Raw genomic sequence first — 17244 nt, 5'->3', positions numbered from 1 at the left:
GAGATCGGCCATGAGCATGAGCCGTTTCAACCTGTCCGCGCTCGCCGTGCGCGAGCGCTCCATCACCCTGTTCCTGATCTGCCTCATTACCCTGGCCGGACTGGTTTCCTTCTTCAAGCTGGGGCGGGCGGAAGACCCCGCCTTCACGGTCAAGGTAATGACCGTCGTCACCGCCTGGCCCGGCGCCACCGCGCAGGAAATGCAGGACCAGGTCGCTGAAAAGCTGGAAAAGCGGCTGCAGGAATTGCGCTGGTACGACCGCAGCGAAACCTACACCCGGCCCGGCCTGGCTTTCACGACCCTGACCCTGCTCGACACCACCCCGCCATCGGAAGTGCCGGAACAGTTTTACCAGGCGCGCAAGAAAGTCGCGGACGAAGCCGTCAACCTGCCCGCCGGCGTGATCGGCCCGATGGTCAACGACGAATATGCCGACGTCACCTTTGCCCTGTATGCACTGAAAGCCAAGGGCGAGCAGCAGCGCGTGCTGGTGCGCGACGCGGAGACGCTGCGCCAGCGGCTGCTGCACGTGCCGGGCGTCAAGAAAGTCAACATCGTCGGCGAACAGGCCGAGCGCGTCTACGTCGCGTTTTCGCATGAGCGCCTGGCCACGCTGGGCATCAGCCCGCAAGACGTGTTCGCCGCCCTCAACAGCCAGAATGCCCTGACCCCGGCCGGCTCCGTGGAAACCCGGGGACCGCAAGTATTCGTCCGCCTCGACGGCGCCTTCGACGAATTGCAAAAGATCCGCGACACCCCCATCGTGGCGCAGGGACGCACCCTGAAACTGTCGGACATCGCCACCGTCCAGCGCGGCTATGAAGACCCGGCCACGTTCATGATCCGCAACGGTGGCGAGCCCGCCCTGCTGCTGGGCGTCATCATGCGCGACGGCTGGAACGGGCTCGACCTGGGCAAGGCGCTCGATCACGAAGTCCATGCCATCAACGCCGACCTGCCGCTGGGCCTCTCCCTGAGCAAGGTCACCGACCAGGCTGTCAACATCAGTTCGGCGGTCGATGAATTCATGGTGAAGTTCTTCGTGGCGCTGCTGGTGGTGATGGTGGTGTGCTTCATCAGCATGGGCTGGCGCGTGGGGATCGTGGTCGCCGCCGCCGTGCCGCTGACCCTGGCAACGGTCTTCGTGGTCATGGCGGCGACCGGCAAGAACTTCGACCGCATCACGCTCGGTTCCCTGATCCTGGGACTCGGATTGCTGGTGGACGACGCCATCATTGCCATCGAAATGATGGTGGTCAAGATAGAAGAAGGCTACAGCCGCGTTGCCGCCTCCGCCTATGCCTGGAGCCATACCGCCGCGCCCATGCTGTCGGGCACGCTGGTCACGGCGGTCGGCTTCATGCCCAACGGCTTCGCCCGCTCCAGCGCCGGCGAGTACACCAGCAACATGTTCTGGATCGTCGGCATTGCCCTGATCGCGTCGTGGGTGGTGGCGGTGGTGTTCACCCCTTACCTGGGCGTCAAGCTGTTGCCCGACCTGAAACAAGTCGCCGGCGGCCACGACGCGCTGTACGATACGCCGCGCTATCACCGCTTCCGCCAAATCCTCGCGCGCGTGATTGCCCGCAAGTGGCTGGCGGCCGGCGCCGTGGTCAGCCTGTTCGTGCTGGCCATCGCGGGCATGGCCATCGTCAAGAAACAATTCTTCCCGATCTCGGATCGGCCGGAAGTCCTGGTCGAAGTGCAAATGCCGTATGGCACGGCGATCACCCAGACCAGCGCCGCCGCGGCGCAGATCGAGGCATGGCTGGCCAAACAGCCGGAAGCGAAGATCATCACGGCTTACGTGGGCCAGGGCGCACCGCGCTTTTACATGGCCATGGGACCGGAATTGCCCGACCCCTCGTTTGCCAAGATCGTGATCCGCACGGAAAGCCAGGACCAGCGCGAAGCATTGAAGATGCGACTGCGCACCGCGATTGCCGACGGCCTGGCCGCCGAAGCCCGCGTGCGCGTCACCCAGCTGGTGTTTGGCCCGTATTCGCCCTTCCCGGTCGCTTACCGCGTGACCGGCCCCGACCCGGAGAAGCTGCGCACCATCGCCGCCGAGGTGGAAAAACTGATGGCCGCCAGCCCGCTGATGCGTACGGTCAATAACGACTGGGGTACCCGCACGCCGACGCTGCACTTCAGCCTGCAGCAAGACCGCTTGCAAGCCGTGGGCTTGACGTCCAGCGCCGCCGCGCAGCAATTGCAATTCCTGCTCAGCGGCGTGCCGATCGCCGCCGTGCGGGAAGACATCCGCACCGTGCAAGTGGTCGCCCGCTCAGCACGTTCAGGCAGCGACACGAGGCTCGATCTCGCCAAGCTGGCCGACTTCACCCTGACCGGCGCCAACGGGCAACGCATCCCGCTGTCGCAAGTGGGCAAGGTCGAGGTGCGCGCGGAAGAACCGGTCATCCGCCGGCGCGACCGCATGCCGACCATCACCGTGCGCGGCGATATCGCCGAAGGCTTGCAGCCGCCGGACGTATCGACCGCCATCACCAAACAGTTGCAACCGATCATGGACAAGCTGCCGGCCGGGTATCGCATCGAGGAAGCCGGTTCGATCGAGGAATCGGGCAAGGCGACCAAGGCCATGTTGCCGCTGTTCCCGATCATGCTGGCGGTCACCCTGCTGATCCTGATCTTCCAGGTGCGCTCGATCTCCGCGATGATCATGGTCTTTTTGACCAGTCCGCTTGGCTTGATCGGTGTCGTGCCCACGCTGATCCTGTTCCAGCAACCGTTTGGCATCAATGCGCTGGTGGGATTGATCGCGCTGTCGGGCATCCTGATGCGCAACACGCTGATCCTGATCGGGCAAATCCAGCAAAACAAGGAGGCCGGACTGGATCCGTTCCATGCAGTGGTCGAGGCGACCGTGCAGCGTTCCCGCCCGGTGATCCTGACGGCGCTGGCGGCCATCCTGGCCTTCATCCCGCTGACCCATTCGGTATTCTGGGGCACCCTGGCCTATACGCTGATCGGCGGCACGTTCGCCGGCACCATCCTGACCCTGGTGTTCTTGCCTGCCATGTATGCCATCTGGTTCAAGATCAAGCCGGACCATGCCAGCCTGCCCCCAACCGAAATGACTCATCATGGCAACGTCGCCTCCATCGCGAAGACCGGCACAGACGCCGCCTGAACCAGGCATCCATTTTCGGATGAGCACCACCGCAACCCCTATCGAAAGAACCAATGATGTCGAATCCAACAGTTGTCGTAATCACCGGCGTCTCGTCGGGCATTGGACGTGTCACCGCGGAAAAGTTTGGCAAACGCGGTTGCCAGGTCTTCGGTACCGTGCGCAACACGGCGAAAGCGCAGCCGATACCGGGCGTGGCGCTGGTCGAGATGGACGTCCGTGACGAGGCGTCCGTGCAACGCGGGATCGCGTCCGTCATCGCGCAAGCCGGGCACATCGATGTGCTGGTCAATAATGCGGGCGGGACGCTGCTCGGCGCGGTGGAGGAAACTTCGATTGCCGAAGCGCAGTCGCTGTTCGACACCAATGTGTTCGGCGCCCTGCGCACCATCCAGGCGGTGCTGCCGCACATGCGCGCGCAGCGCGCGGGACGCATCGTCAATATCAGCTCCGTGCTGGGTTTCCTGCCGGCGCCGTACATGGGCCTGTATTCGGCATCCAAGCACGCCGTGGAAGGGATGTCCGAGACGCTCGATCATGAAGTGCGCCATTTCGGCATCCGCGTGGTGCTGGTCGAACCGTCGTACACCAAGACCAGCCTGGATACGAATGCGCCGGAAGCCGCGGCAAAAATCGCCGCCTATGATGCGCAGCGCGCCACCGTGGTGCGCGCCATTGCCAACAATGTCCAAGACGCGCCAACACCCGACGGGGTGGCCGCCGCGGTTCTCGATGCCGCATTGGGCGCATGGAAAATGCGGCGCACGCCTAAAGGCAAAGCGTCGCTGTTGAGCAAGCTGCGCCGCTTCATGCCTGCCGGGCCGGTCGATGCGAGCTTGAGGAAAACCTTCGGGCTGGCCTGAGACGTCGGCCCCGAACTTCAGTCCGCCGTGATGCCATGCGTGGCGCGCACCGGCGCGCACGATTGACGGCGATTTCTCTTAATCAAATTTGCCGCCCACGGCAGCAAACCCTTGATGCTTTGGAGGCGAGGACGGGAGTCGAACTCGTCTAGACGGCTTTGCAGGGCGTTTGTCACATATATAAATCAAGTACTTACGTGATCACCTCCCTGAAAACCTCCCGGACTGCATTTATTGCAGACTAACCCAAGCGCAGCAGTGGGCTGATCGGCATCAAATCCGCTTCTGCAACTCAACGCATACAGTTTCCGATGGCATCAGAGCCGTCAAAATCGAAAAACAGCTTAGGATATTCTTTCAACTTAAATATTTGCGAGCCAGTCCTGAACCTCTTCAGCGGTACTATCCGATAAATCTCCAACACTAACAGCCAAGAGTAAGTATTTCTTGATAAGAGGAGAACTCTCATCCTCACATTTTAAAATTTTTGCCAATTCGAATGCTGCCTCGCCATCGCCCTGCTCGATAGCCTTCTCAAGCCATTTTCTGGCTTCATCGTCCCTTCCGATTTTCCTATAAGTCAAGCCCAAATTCAAAATCGATGACCGACTGCCTGCTGCAATTGCCTTTAAATCCCATTCGATCGACTTCGATATATCAGGAAGTACCCCTTCTCCCAACTCATACATTATGGCTAAACGAGTCATTGCATGACAATCGCCCCCTTCAACTGCTTCCATAAATAAAGAAAACGCCTCTGCGAAATTTCCTTCTTCATGAGCGGTATCAGCTTGGCGAAATAGCATATCTGTATCCATAACCCCTCCGAATTTTGGCATCTAAACTTAAGTTACTCATTGCATTACTTAAAAGAAAACTTGATCGCTATCATTCAGCTTGCTCCGATCAAAACAATGAGCCCTAATTCGACGGATGTCAGGCAATACTATCCGCAATCGGAATGCAAGATTTTCGTTCAGTGCACAAAGGCTGTCACCTTGTTGTTCGTTGCATCCATATTTGCAATAAAGCGGCCTTGTTGGCTTGAAATAGATATTTTTTCATCTTGCCAAAGATTAAATTATCAATCTTCTAAATAAAAAGCCACACCTAAGTCCATCTGATGAAACAGGAGCATTTCCATTGTTTTAGTTTCTAACAATGGTCCACCTCCTGCCCCACTTCCTGACCAAAAAACCGATACCCAACATGTAAAATCTGGACCCAGCACTTTTGAAACTGACGAGCCACCTTCGAAGTTCTGGAATATCCATAGTAGGTGGTTGTGAATATCATCATTTTCAACCATGCCATCTGATGTCAGCTTCCATTGATAACGCGCTATCTGTGCAGCCCCTAAACCTAGCTTCGCTCTAACTCGATCTCTGCGATTTTTTATTTCTTGAGATTCGCAGTCAACAAATTCAATATTGCCATTCTCATTAGATGGAAGAAAATTCGCTGGCAAGGTCGATTGAGTGTGCGAATGGATGTGAAGAGTGCAAAACATTGAATATCCTCCTAATCTTGGGCACCCCAGCCACCACGAAAACGAGGTAGCTTATTACTTTTCCCTCTCGACTTTCCTCCTCTTCCAGAATCGCGCGTTTTGCAATGCTCGTATTCTTCTCTCATCAGATCCGCAACATCTTTATTAGGTATATCAAATGGTTTTTTTTGGATTAAACCCGGGCTGATCATCAAAAGGACCATATTGATACTTGTTAGTTTCCCACCATTTCCAGAAATCCTTGTCACCTATACCGTAACTCTTATCCCCTGGAGCCAATCCAAGCGGATCAGAAAATGAAAGAGGATTCCCTTCGACATATGCAAATGTGTTGATGCCTCCATTCAGCCCAATTGGATCGCTCTGCACATACCGCCCTGCCTGCGGATCATAATCCCGATAGTAGTTGTAGTGAAGATTCGTCTCCTTGTCATACAACTGCCCGGGGAAGCGCACGTTGTACGTAAAAACCGCTCCCCCAGCGTTTTCAACCGGCTGCGCCATGCCAAACGGATCAGCATCGATCCAAGTCCAGACCACGCTGTTGGTACTTGCATCCGTCACCACCCGCGGCGTGTTGATGTGATCGGAATAAATGTAACCCACCGACGTCGTCACCACCGCCGGTGTACCACTGACAGCCTGCTTCAACACACCAACAGGCGTGTCGTCCAGGAACACCGTTTCCTGCAACACCGCCCCACTGGCATCGTACTCGCCAAGCAGACGACCCTGCTCGTCATACACGTAGCCAGTGGCCCCGGTCGGAGCCGTCGACCCGGTCTTGCTCGTACGTTGGCCGATGCCGTTATACAGATAGCTGGTGGTCACCCCGGCGTTCGTGCTGGTCTTCATCCGGCCGCGTTCACCGTAGGTGTAGATGACCGTGCCATCGCCGGTGATGTTACCGGCCGCATCAAACGTGTTGCTTTTGGCTGGCACCGGTCCGCTGGTGCTGGCCAGGCGATTGCTGGTGGAAGCGATGGTGTTGCTGTAGGTGCTGGCGCCGATTTTGAGCTGGATGCGATTCCCGGTGGCGTCATAGGCATAGCTTTGCGTACCGGTGTTGCCGGTGTAAGTCAGCAACCGTCCCAGGCCATCGTAGGTGAAGGACTGGTTGTAGTTGGCCGCGTTGCCGGCCCCCGCGTGGGTCAGCGCCGTGATCCTGCTGGCCGCATCGTAGGCGACCGTTCGCATCACGGTCCCCAACGGGTAAGTGACCAGCCGCCCATCCAGGTCAAACGTCCGCGCATACAGGTTGGGCGCGGCCTCCGTGCTGTTACCCCATGCCCAGCTTTGCACGCCGCCGAACGGCGCATATATGACCTGATCCAGCAACACGATGGACGTCGCCACATCCGTGCCGCCATTCGCATCGGACGGATGCAGCGTAAGTTTGTTAACGCGCCCGTTCGCATCATAGCCATAGTCGACACGGTTACCGCTTGGATACGTCAGGCTGGCAAGCCGGCCATGGCTGTCATAGGCATAGCTGACCGTGCGGTAGACCGTCCCTTGTGTATGCGTGACGGTTTGCACTTTGCTCAGCAGCCGCCCCGCCTGGTCATACGCGTAGGCGGTCTGACCGGATTCGTCCGTCATTTTCGTCAGGCGGCCGATCCCATTGGGTGCGCCGGATGGCCCGCCGTCATATTCCAGGACAGTCGGGGTGCCGCCACCGTAGCTGATGCTGGTGACCCGGTGCAGCGCGTCGTAGGTATAAGTGGTCACCTTGCCGCGCGCATCGGTACTGGTCAGCACGTTGCCGGCGAGGTCAAGGGTGCGTGCCGTGCTCCCGGTATCGGGACTGGCCAGCCCGGGCTGGTTGCCCAGGCCATCGTTGGTGTACGTCGTCGTCAGGTTGCGCGGATCGAGCACCGTGTTCAACTGGTCGATGCCGTCGTACGTCAGGTTGGTGGTGGGCCGGGCCACGCCGGCCGCCGGCACCGGCTGGATCTGCTGCTTCAACCGTCCCAACGGGTCATAGCTGAGATTGGTGACATTCCCCAGCGGATCGGTACGCTGGGTCAGGTTCCCCATCGGGTCATACAAGTAATTGCTGGTGGTGTTCTGTCCAGTCTGCGCCCAGGCGCTGCCGACCACGGCAACCATCAGTGCGCCGGCGAAAGCGCGTGCCATATGGCGCCTCATTGCACACCTCCGGTCTGCTGCTTCAACTGACTCAGCGTGTCGAAGACGCGCGTGGTCTGGCGGGCCAGGGTTCCGGCCGGATCCTTGACTTGCTCGGTCAGGCGGTTGCCCATGGCATCGAGGGTGTAGGCAATACTGTTGCCGAGGTTGTCCGAGATACCGGTCAACCGCAGCGCCGCGTCATAGCTGTACCTGATCGTGGCGCCGTTCGGCAACACGGCTTGCGTCAGGCAATTGGCGCCATCGTAGGTATAGCTGGTGACGTCGCCACCCACGCTGTGCGAGGCGATCTGCCCCCGCAAGGTGTAGGTCAGCGTCGTCACCTTGCCGTTCGGATCAGTGATGGCGCCCGCGCGGCCATCGGCGTCATAACCGGTGAAGGTGGTTTGATGGCCCAGCGCATTGGTGACGCTGGCCAGGTTGCCGCTGGTGTCATAGCCATAGGTGGTCAGGTCGTTGACGTCGGTGCGCGGACCTTTCGCCGTCAACAACTGGCCGTAGCTGTTATAGGTGTATTGCCAAACACGGGGACTGCCCACTGGCGCCACCGTCAAGCCCAGCGTGCCGTTGGCATCGCTGCTGGCCTGCACGGAACGACTCAGCAACAGGCCATTCGTGTCATAGCTGAACGTCGTGACGCGGCGCGGCTCGGCGATCCTTGTTGGCAGGCGCAAGGTCGCGTGCCATTCGGTCGTGATCGTGCGCGCGGCCGCCGTTCCGCTGCCCTCGACGCGGCTGGCCTCCAGGTTGCGCGCCAGGTGATAGCTGTAGGTGGTCACGCTACCGTTGTAGTGCGTGCGCGTGGCGAAATTGCCATTCGTATCGTAGGTAATGAAGCTATTGACCGAACCACCGGCGCCGTTTGGCTTGCTTTCGGACGTCTGCAAGTCGACGCCATTGACCGCCGTGTACCCGGGCGTCACCGTGGCGCCCAGCGCATTGGTGTGCGAACGGGGGGAATAGCTGATGGTGACTTTGTCGGCGCCGCCCGCATGCTCGGTCGACACCGGCAGGCCGCTGCTGTCGTAGCGGAAGATCGCATACCGGGCAATGACGCCCGGGCTGGCCTCAAACGACAAGCCGGTCAGCAGTCCCTCGTTGCCGGCACCGGTCTTCAACTGATAGGCTGGCTCGTTGTAATGGTAGATTTTCTTCAGTCCATCCGGATAAATCACGCTGGACAGATTGCCGACTGCATCGTAGCCATAAGTGTAGATGCGCGACGACGGTGTCGTCATGCGCACGATGCGATTTTTATCATCGTAGGCCAATTGCAGCGCGCGGCCAAAGTCATCATTTATGCTGACCAGCAGACCAGGCGCAGCCGCAATCGTCACTGGCGTGGCACTGTCGCTGTAGGTAAAGGTCTGGGACCTGCCGTTGGCGTATTTAATGCTGGTTAACTGGCCGGCTTCGCCGTAGAACTCAACGTCATTGGCGGCGGTCGTCAGCTTCCATGCCGTCACCTTTCCCTGTTCGTTCCGCGTTGCCTCCAGTTTCAGGTTCACGTCGGCATCGGAGTACCACGTCCCCCCCAAGTCGTTCGACTGAAAGTACTGTGAATATCCATCGGGACGCATCACCCTTGCGAATGGCGTGACAGTGGTTGGCGGATCGATCGGCAAGTATGAATAGAGGCCGCTGGTCTGCCTATACTCGCCGACATAAAACGGCGTACCGGCCAGATTCGTCACCACGCGCATTGAATAATTGTGGCGCCAGCCCGGCGATACGCCTTCGATCGCATACGCTCTCCACAAGCTGCTATACAGCCGCGTGAATGTCAGTTCCGAACCGGCTGCGTAATCATGTTCAATCTGCAGCTTCTCTTTCTTTGCCAGATTGATGGGATTGCCGAACATGGGGGTTGGGCATTTCTGGCAAGACTTTTCCGGCAGCGCATCGAAGAGGACACATTGTTTTTGACCGTTTACCGTCGTTAATGCCCCTTTCGCGCACGCCTGGACCCAGCTGAAACCAGCCCATCGTATCGTGTACGTCGTACCATCGGCGCGAGTATAGCGACAAAAAATCGTCACATCCGGACCGGCAGCGCTGGCATTCGGGGCAAAGTCCAATTGATGCGCCCCCCCTGGCCCTACGCATCCCTTGGTGGCGGCCAGCAAGCTCGCATCGGGGAAAAGAGATGTTCCGAAGGCATATCCGCCGATGGGCGGACGTGTGGTGGTTGCCGCGTTGACAGCGAACGACTGGGCTAGAAAAACGATCAGCAGGATGCGCAGGCAGGACGGAATGCGGGCAAGCAACATCAGATCTCTCCGGGGCTAATATAGTTTCCACATGGAAACTATGCATACTGTACCGCGAAGAATCGGCGGAAATTCTCACCGAATGTCGCATGGCCGCAATTTGGGGAAGCCGCACGTAAAAAACTGAACGCACGCACAACGGAATTACTCGTCGGTGTGGGAAGTGCGCCACAGCTTGCCTTCGACGCAAGTCGAATTCGATGGTGGTTTCATGCGTCGATCTGGCTTGCACTGTGCGCATTTTCAAGATTCACGGGACACGCCATGCTGCCTCATTGCCAGATCTTATCGATGCATGCGCCAGGCGGGGTCTCAATCGATGCTGCCATGATGGCGCTATTGCCGCGCGACGCAGTCCTGGTCAATACCGCCCACGGTGCACTCGTCAACGAAAACGACCTCATAGCCGCTTTGGGCAATGGCCAATTGGCCGCTGCCGGGCTGAGACCGGAGCAGCCATGGAACATCGTGCGCTTGATACCGTTGCCGCAGTCATGGCGGGCTTACCGCCCCGCGACTCAATTTAGCGGCGTCTCGATATATACGCAGTGTACTGGCCGGTTAGAAATGATATTGGGTACATGCATGCCATCCGATCTGCCGCAGATCCGGCTTCAGCTCTATCAAAGGCAGCACACCCCACCTGCATACGGCCTGATTGGCCGTCGCAGAGCCGGAGATAGCGAAGATTAAAAGTAAGAACGACGCAGATCGACAGCAATGCCAGAAGATCGGGTTTGGCGAGGCGTTGGGGACAAATGGCGCAGGCAGAAAAAAGCCCGCTATGTAGCGGGCTAAGATCTTGATTCTATTGAATATTCTGGAGGCGAGGACGGGAGTCGAACCCGTCTAGACGGCTTTGCAGGCCGTTTATCACCCTTATAAATCAATCACTTACGTGATCACCTCCCTGAAAACCTCCCGAACTGGCTTTATTGCAGGCTAATCGCCACGGCAAAATACGGGCTGATCGGCATCAAGTACTTCGCCAGTTTTTCGGATCACAACCGAATACACATCATTTTTACGTTCCGGGATCGAGGTCGGTAATCGCCACTTTCCCCTCGTCGTATTCAATACGATAAGCGCTTCCCATTTTCAATTTCTGCGCCCAGCGTTCGGTTGCATGGACAGTAACCTTGCCAGCACTGCCGATTCTTTGCACGGCACGATCGTTCCCAAGCCACACCATATCGCCAGAATACTGTCCATACTCGTCGTCAACGAGAACGACATCACCCACGTCGTCCGAGCGCAAGAAGGCTAACAGCGGTAGATCCAGGGTTCGGTCAGGCAACAGCGTTACCTGATGTGACGCGATTCCTTTGCGGACTTTCCTTTTATCCTCGTCTTCAGGGTAGTCCGTCCCGAAACGAGCTCTGGCTGCGATGGTGTCGATCGACAGGATGCCATCCATATAGCCAGCATCAATCCACCGGAAGTCGTTTTCCGCGCTGCGCGCATACTTCGAAATCGCTATGTCATGTACGTCCAGGAAGTAGGCAAACACTTCACCAAGCTGTATTTCCCTCATCCGGTCACGCCAGCCCGTTGGCAGAACCGGTAATGCTGGGGAAATCGGATCAAGGTAATATCCGTGCGTCTCATGAAATTCTGAATATTCACCTAATGCTGCCGCAATTTCGGCAACATGTCCGGGATCTTGCAATGGAAAGAAGTCGATATCGATCGACATCGACATCATTTCTGGCGGCACTTCTTTAAAACCCAGTACGGACAGGCTGCCGGCAATAACGAAGTGGCGATGAGGGCTGATCTTCGCTGCAGCCTCGAGGGCAACCTGGATTTCCTTACGCAGCATGTGCTACGGAATTGAAACGACGGACAGCTGCGACAAAGGGAGAGTTTTGCCGCATCTGCGCAGCATACGCCGACTGCTCTTCAAGTATTGCGGCCGCTCTGGCCGGCTCTACCAGCAACGCATCCCACGCAGAAATGTAGTCGCCACTGCAAAGATGTTTTTCCCGCCAAAGCTGAATTTGAGCCTTGGCGGCAGCAATAATCTGGATGGCAAGCAACGGGTTACGCAACGCGTGCGCCACCGGCAGGTGCTTAAGACGCCTCTGCTCGATCACATCGTTCTGAGCCGCACGTGCAAGCGCGGGATCTGATTGAAATTGAGTATCCATTTGAAAACTTCTCCCTCGGCTGAAAAGTGCCTCATGACGTTGGCAAGAATTCATCCGCGCTCGGGAGCGAAAGGTCATCCCTGTGCGATCAAATCATAGCATACGTCCCGAACAGAAATGGACCGCCTGCAAGGCAGGGGATCATTCGATGTCTTAAGCATAACAAGTAAGCGAACATTGCAGGACGGGGCAGTTGCCAGCACGCGTCGACAACAACGTGCGTGCATTAACGTGGCCATCAAGACGTCCCATCACTTCACCATAAAGGCCTGCTCGCCGCTCGATGCTTCATCCCTGCTTCGCTTGCAGCTGCTTGGCCAGCACGATGTCCGCGCGGCGCTGCCGGCATCTGGCCTCATAGCTGGCCTGGTTCTTGGAGCATGCCAAGCCATGCGGACTGCCCTGACGTACCGTCACGCAATCGACATCGCAATGGTCCCTATGTATCGTGGCTTGCACATGGCGCCGGTGCGTTTCAGCGGCCTTTAAGGTCCAGGTTTCCCGCTCGGGATCATCAAGGAAGCAAGCCAACTCGGCGCAATACCGGCACGCGCACGACAGCTTGCTGGCGCGGCGCAGGTCGGGCGGCGGCGACAATGTCAGCGCCATGCGTTCTTCGATACGCGCCAACACCCATGCCCGCACCCTGTCGGCCGGCGGAAAACGCGCCAATCCGCTATCGGCGGCCACATTCTGCGCCACCTCCACTAGCACCGCGTCGAGCGCGCAGGTGGCCAGCAAACGCTCCACGACCAGCACGGCCAGTCCGCTATCGCTACTGTCACGTAACGCCTTCAGCACAGACAACGCCGCCGCCGCATCGATCGCCACCGGCCGGCGCCGTCCATCGCCCACCGGGCTGGCATAACGCCCCAGCAGCGCGTCCGCCAAGCGCGCCATGGCCAGCGCCAGCCATGCATGCTCATCCGTGCTGGCGCGGTAGCAGTGACTCAGCAAGGCCGCGCACGTGCCAGGCGCATAACTGACATTGGCCGCAACGATGGCGTCGACCAGCACCGCCGCCCGTGGCTGCGGCAACAACAGCACAACCTCCGCCAGCGCACCCGCCTCCTCGCCCGCGAAGCGGCCCGCCGCCGCCACCTGTTCCAGGTAAATGTCGGCCAACTCGGCATGGCGCAGGTACGCGAGGCTGGTCAGCATGCGCGCCGCGTGCGCACCGTTATGGCCATAACCGGACGGCCATCCCCGCACCATCGCTTCCGCCAGTTCGCCGGCGTCGCGCCATGCCTGGGTGTCCTGCGCGGCACCGGCTTGCAGCCATTGCCCCACCAGGTCTTCCAGATACGGCAAGCTGGCAGAGAGGGACGCCGCGCCGATGGCCGCCATGCGCCCGGTGCGCGGCCACAGCACCAGCGCGGCGCGCCGGTAAGCACGCTCGAACGACGCGCCCTCGTTTCCGGTGGCCTCATGAAAATGCAATTCATCGGGTTCGGCATCGTCGAACAGGCCCGGTGGGCACAACTCATCCTCGTGCAGCGGCAAAGCGCCCAGCGGCGGCACACTGCCATCGCTGGCGCGCCATGCCGACAAAGTGGCGCTGCCGTCGAACACTTCACCGATTTCAAAATCGTCCGTGCCCGCCTCATCGTCCTCGTAATAGCCGCGATAGCGGCGAGGACGGTAGCCACTATATTCCGCGCTGCCGCTCTCTTCAATCTCCAGCAGCGCCAAGTGCACTTCGCAATCGGCTTGCACAGCCGCCACAACCAGCACTTGCGCCACCGCCGCATCGACATTTTTCAGGTTGACGAAACCCAGTTCCGCCATCGAGTACGCATGCTCCAATGGATAGACCAGCTTGACTGGTGCTGTCCCGGCCGCCCGCGCCGCCAGCCAGCCATGCAGCAAATCGGCCGCCGCGCGCACTTCGCTGTCATGTTCCGGGACGGACAATGTTGCGGCACCACCATCGCGGATCAGGTTATACACCAGCGCCAGCCGTGCACCTGACGTAACCGGCGACACTTCATGCACGCAGTCCGCATAAAAAGCGGCAAAGGCCGCGTCGCCTGGGTCCGTTCCAGACAGATCGAGCCGTACTTCCCGCGCACCATGCCGTACCTGCAATTCGCCGCCGCTATACAGCGAAGGCAGCACCAGCACCAAGGTCGCGAACATGCCGGCTGCCTTTTCCGTGTCGCGGTGCTCGACAAAGAAACTGCCAGTATCGTAAATCAGCAGTTTATAGAGTTCGGCGCGCACCGGTTCCAGCACGCCCAGACCATCGGCGGCACGGGAGACGATGGCATCTAGTGAGCGCTGCCAGTGGCGCCCGCCGAACGCCAGCGCACCGGCGTCGATTTGCCAGGTGCGGCGCACGCTGGTATCGAGCAGCGTCTGCTCGCCGCGCCCGAATGGCGCCAACGCGGCCTGCGCCAGCAGCGGCGCGAGCTGATTGTGCTGAAATGGCAGCGACAGCATGCCCAAGCCCCGTACGGTAAGATTGGGCGGCGCGATTTCGGCCGTGCCACTGGCATAGAAGTCGCCGTGGCGGCGTATCGTGCCAAGCAGCGCTGCCAGTGCAGCGCTGGAAAAGACGGTGTCTGCTTTCATCGACGTTACAAGGTCATGGTTAGGATGGGCGGCGCCCGATTCACACCGGCCAGCCACTTGGCCAGGTCAATCGCCCGGGGCGGACCAGACGCGCAAGCATAGCGCAAAGGCAGCTTTACATGGTACACCCATGATGGCCGCCACCGGCCGATAACGGTATGATGACGCTCTTGCCGCAGCCGCCCCCGATTCACGAAGGCTGATTCCAGGCAAACGCATCGGCGCCAATCGACTTTGACAGAGCAAGGGCAATCATGACAACCGAATTGATTATTTCTCCCCTGTCCCAGGCGGTGACTCGCGACGGCGAACAAATCAAGTTAGAAATTTATGACGACGGTGAAGGCGGCTGGCTACTGGAATCCGTCGACGAGCATGGCAATTCCATCGTATGGGACAACGCTTTCCCGACCGACCAGGCCGCGCTTGACGAAGGGCTGAGAACGATTGCCGACGAAGGAATCGATGTGCTGATCGGTCCGCCTGCCACCGGCGGCGCGAAGTCGGCGGCCGACGGGGTGCTGTCTGGCGACGAATATAATGAACTGGCCGATTTCTTGGATCGGGCCGCCGATACCGCCCCCACCATGGATATGGTCACCCTGGAAGGGTTCATGAGCGGCATTAGCATCGGGCCACGCATGTTGCTGCCGTCGCAATGGCTGCCATGGCTATGGGACATGGAGGAAGGCAAGGCCGAGCCCGGGTTTCAAGGTAAGGGACAGGCTGGCAGGATCATGTCGCTGCTGATACGGAAATATAACGGCCTGATGGATGCGATGGAATCCGCATCGGTCCCGTTCGCGCCCGACTTCGGGCACGATGAGTCACATGGCGCGCAGGCATGGTGCGAAGGCTTCATGCTGGCGACCAGATTCGATGCGGACGCGTGGAGCAGCCTGATGCTCATGCACCCGTCCTGGTTCACCCCGTTCATACGGCTGGGAACTGCGGATGGCATTGATATCACTACCCAACTGGGCGATGCCCCCGCCTGGCGCAACGCCGTCGCCCCGGCACTGCGGCAAATCCGGTCGTACTGGCTTCAGCATCCCGCCACGGAACCCAGCGCCGCAGGTGACACATGGCTGGATGACGGGTATGGTAATGCCCCGCTGGTGCGCGCGGCGCCGAAAGTCGGCCGTAACGAGCCTTGCCCATGCGGCAGCGGCAAGAAGTCCAAGCGCTGCTGCGGGGCGAGCAGCGCCTGATCCCCCATCACTTTGAAGGAGTAACGTTAATGCCTGGGATTCAGTGCGAAGGCTGCGGTGCGGACACGCCGGGCTATGACCTGGTTCATTACGGATCGATGGAAGGCGGGTATCGCACGCTGTGCAGTGGCTGCTATAACCGGAAAGTGGCGGCACGCGCCGGCATCCGCGGATTCGACGAAACGCGCCTGGCGCCCGTCACCATGAGTGATTGCGATGGCATTGCGCACCATTTCCATTTTTGCGTGCGCCTGCTGGGCGACATTGTCTCCATCGAGGCCTTCGAATTGCAGGGCGATGACCGTGCCGGATATCAGTTTCAACTGCTGGGTTCTCCCGATGACGACATACTCGCCCTGGCTGGCCGCATGGTGCAGAAAATCCGGCGTGCACTGGCGGTAAAGCACATTACAACCGGCAGATATGGGCTGGCGATCGTGGACCAGTGCGTTAGGGGCCGCATCGAGCAAGACGACCAGGCTGACATTAGGCGCCCTTTGCTGATGATCGATGGGCACCCTGTCACCTGGGATGAACTGGGCGCCATGCTGATGACATTTGAAGGATTTCAGTTCAAGCTGGATTTACTCGACCGCAGCGAAGAGGCATAGGGCCAGGAACGGCTTGCGCGGATGTGGATTGGTGCCAGCGAGACTACCAGGCAGTGGAATTTCGCATGGAAATCATGCTTGGCCGCCCCATTCTCTTAACAAACAATGTAGAGCAGGCCCAGCAAACGGATCCAGCTCAATTGTCTACTCAGCGCGTAGACAATTTCCTAAGCGTCGAACACTTTGCCAAAACCGCGCCCGTGGTCGGCTTCCAACTGCGACGCCAAGACTGCTCCGCTGACGGGACCAGAGATACCAACGACCAGTAGGACATTTAAAACGGCCCGGTTAGCCGTTTTCGTCATCGACAAAGACTACAGTTATAGCCATGAAGTCAGAAGATGAAAGGAAATAGCGGAGAGAGTGAGGTCGCAGTCCATATAAACTGAATCATCAAAAAAAGAAAAAGCCCGCATCAAAGCGGGCTAACTTCTTGATTCTATTGCATATTCTGGAGGCGAGGACGGGAGTCGAACCCGTCTAGACGGCTTTGCAGGCCGCTGCATAACCGCTTTGCTACCTCGCCAGGGAGACTTGACTGAAACGGCAGCCGGTTAATGTCTGCCGTTCGAAATTCTGGAGCGGGAGAAGAGTCTCGAACTCTCGACCTCAACCTTGGCAAGGTTGCGCTCTACCAACTGAGCTACTCCCGCATGGAGTGTGATGTGCTGTGAAAACCTGGAGCGGGAGAAGAGTCTCGAACTCTCGACCTCAACCTTGGCAAGGTTGCGCTCTACCAACTGAGCTACT

Annotated in this window: 12 protein-coding genes and 2 tRNA genes; 5 read left to right on the top strand and 9 right to left on the bottom strand. The window is 58.8% G+C overall.

All coding sequences use genetic code 11. The features are described from left to right. Positions 1-10 precede the first annotated feature (10 nt). Both AC1RRC_RS03950 and AC1RRC_RS03945 read left to right on the top strand, forming a co-directional pair. A complete protein-coding gene (locus tag AC1RRC_RS03950) occupies positions 11-3154 on the top strand; it encodes an efflux RND transporter permease subunit (protein WP_493053960.1) in 3144 nt (1047 codons plus the stop codon). 56 nt (positions 3155-3210) lie between these two features. Beyond that, a complete protein-coding gene (locus AC1RRC_RS03945) occupies positions 3211-4017 on the top strand; it encodes an oxidoreductase (protein WP_493054688.1) in 807 nt (268 codons plus the stop codon). Positions 4018-4379: 362 nt separating this feature from the next. Here the strand turns inward: AC1RRC_RS03945 and AC1RRC_RS03940 are convergent, their stop codons facing one another. From AC1RRC_RS03940 to AC1RRC_RS03925, 4 genes are all read right to left on the bottom strand, one after another. Continuing rightward, entirely contained in the window at positions 4380-4835 is a 456-nt protein-coding gene (locus tag AC1RRC_RS03940; protein WP_493053959.1) for a tetratricopeptide repeat protein, read from the bottom strand. A gap of 266 nt (positions 4836-5101) precedes the next feature. Beyond that, on the bottom strand, positions 5102-5527 hold the full coding sequence (locus tag AC1RRC_RS03935; protein ID WP_493053958.1) for a hypothetical protein: 426 nt from the start codon (positions 5525-5527) through the stop codon (positions 5102-5104). A gap of 153 nt (positions 5528-5680) precedes the next feature. Further along, positions 5681-7666, bottom strand: coding sequence for an RHS repeat-associated core domain-containing protein (locus AC1RRC_RS03930; protein WP_493053957.1), 1986 nt, complete (start codon positions 7664-7666; stop codon positions 5681-5683). 8 nt (positions 7667-7674) lie between these two features. Further along, a complete protein-coding gene (locus AC1RRC_RS03925) occupies positions 7675-9540 on the bottom strand; it encodes an RHS repeat domain-containing protein (RefSeq protein WP_493053956.1) in 1866 nt (621 codons plus the stop codon). Positions 9541-10212: 672 nt separating this feature from the next. On the opposite strand from AC1RRC_RS03925, the gene AC1RRC_RS03920 reads away from it, so the two are divergent. Then, positions 10213-10641 carry an NAD(P)-dependent oxidoreductase gene (locus tag AC1RRC_RS03920; protein WP_493053955.1) on the top strand — a complete coding sequence of 143 codons (429 nt, stop codon included), beginning with the start codon at positions 10213-10215 and terminating at the stop codon, positions 10639-10641. Between the two features lie 331 nt (positions 10642-10972). On the opposite strand, the gene AC1RRC_RS03915 is transcribed toward AC1RRC_RS03920, so the two are convergent. The 3 genes from AC1RRC_RS03915 to AC1RRC_RS03905 form a co-directional block, all read right to left on the bottom strand. Next, positions 10973-11770, bottom strand: coding sequence for a DUF6036 family nucleotidyltransferase (locus tag AC1RRC_RS03915; RefSeq protein WP_493053954.1), 798 nt, complete (start codon positions 11768-11770; stop codon positions 10973-10975). After that, complete coding sequence (locus AC1RRC_RS03910) at positions 11760-12098, bottom strand: hypothetical protein (protein ID WP_493053953.1); 339 nt, start codon at positions 12096-12098, stop codon at positions 11760-11762. The genes AC1RRC_RS03915 and AC1RRC_RS03910 overlap by 11 nt, the downstream gene beginning before the upstream one ends. A gap of 288 nt (positions 12099-12386) precedes the next feature. Next, entirely contained in the window at positions 12387-14672 is a 2286-nt protein-coding gene (locus AC1RRC_RS03905; protein ID WP_493053952.1) for a 2OG-Fe(II) oxygenase, read from the bottom strand. A 254-nt stretch (positions 14673-14926) separates the two neighbouring features. Between AC1RRC_RS03905 and AC1RRC_RS03900 the strand changes: the two genes are divergently transcribed. Both AC1RRC_RS03900 and AC1RRC_RS03895 read left to right on the top strand, forming a co-directional pair. After that, positions 14927-15883 carry a UPF0149 family protein gene (locus AC1RRC_RS03900; protein WP_493053951.1) on the top strand — a complete coding sequence of 319 codons (957 nt, stop codon included), beginning with the start codon at positions 14927-14929 and terminating at the stop codon, positions 15881-15883. Beyond that, complete coding sequence (locus AC1RRC_RS03895) at positions 15832-16494, top strand: DUF7686 domain-containing protein (RefSeq protein WP_493053950.1); 663 nt, start codon at positions 15832-15834, stop codon at positions 16492-16494. Before AC1RRC_RS03900 ends, AC1RRC_RS03895 begins: the two co-directional genes overlap by 52 nt. A gap of 452 nt (positions 16495-16946) precedes the next feature. On the opposite strand, the gene AC1RRC_RS03890 is transcribed toward AC1RRC_RS03895, so the two are convergent. Then, positions 16947-17020 (bottom strand) — tRNA-Cys (locus tag AC1RRC_RS03890). 51 nt (positions 17021-17071) lie between these two features. Continuing rightward, positions 17072-17147 (bottom strand) — tRNA-Gly (locus tag AC1RRC_RS03885). Positions 17148-17244 lie beyond the last annotated feature (97 nt).

The sequence above is a fragment of the Pseudoduganella sp. GW821-FHT12E03 genome (genome assembly GCF_058807115.1).
The sequence above is the reverse complement of the archived record's forward strand: the minus strand, read 5'-3'. Positions and strand labels throughout refer to the sequence as shown.

What these genes read in the sequence shown, in the direction of transcription:
- AC1RRC_RS03950 (WP_493053960.1), top strand. Translation starts at nt 11, where the DNA reads ATGAGCATGAGCCGTTTCAACCTGTCCGCGCTCGCCGTGCGCGAGCGC.
- AC1RRC_RS03945 (WP_493054688.1), top strand. Translation starts at nt 3,211, where the DNA reads ATGTCGAATCCAACAGTTGTCGTAATCACCGGCGTCTCGTCGGGCATT.
- AC1RRC_RS03940 (WP_493053959.1), bottom strand. Translation starts at nt 4,835, where the DNA reads ATGGATACAGATATGCTATTTCGCCAAGCTGATACCGCTCATGAAGAA.
- AC1RRC_RS03935 (WP_493053958.1), bottom strand. Translation starts at nt 5,527, where the DNA reads ATGTTTTGCACTCTTCACATCCATTCGCACACTCAATCGACCTTGCCA.
- AC1RRC_RS03930 (WP_493053957.1), bottom strand. Translation starts at nt 7,666, where the DNA reads ATGGCACGCGCTTTCGCCGGCGCACTGATGGTTGCCGTGGTCGGCAGC.
- AC1RRC_RS03925 (WP_493053956.1), bottom strand. Translation starts at nt 9,540, where the DNA reads ATGTTCGGCAATCCCATCAATCTGGCAAAGAAAGAGAAGCTGCAGATT.
- AC1RRC_RS03920 (WP_493053955.1), top strand. Translation starts at nt 10,213, where the DNA reads ATGCTGCCTCATTGCCAGATCTTATCGATGCATGCGCCAGGCGGGGTC.
- AC1RRC_RS03915 (WP_493053954.1), bottom strand. Translation starts at nt 11,770, where the DNA reads ATGCTGCGTAAGGAAATCCAGGTTGCCCTCGAGGCTGCAGCGAAGATC.
- AC1RRC_RS03910 (WP_493053953.1), bottom strand. Translation starts at nt 12,098, where the DNA reads ATGGATACTCAATTTCAATCAGATCCCGCGCTTGCACGTGCGGCTCAG.
- AC1RRC_RS03905 (WP_493053952.1), bottom strand. Translation starts at nt 14,672, where the DNA reads ATGAAAGCAGACACCGTCTTTTCCAGCGCTGCACTGGCAGCGCTGCTT.
- AC1RRC_RS03900 (WP_493053951.1), top strand. Translation starts at nt 14,927, where the DNA reads ATGACAACCGAATTGATTATTTCTCCCCTGTCCCAGGCGGTGACTCGC.
- AC1RRC_RS03895 (WP_493053950.1), top strand. Translation starts at nt 15,832, where the DNA reads ATGCGGCAGCGGCAAGAAGTCCAAGCGCTGCTGCGGGGCGAGCAGCGC.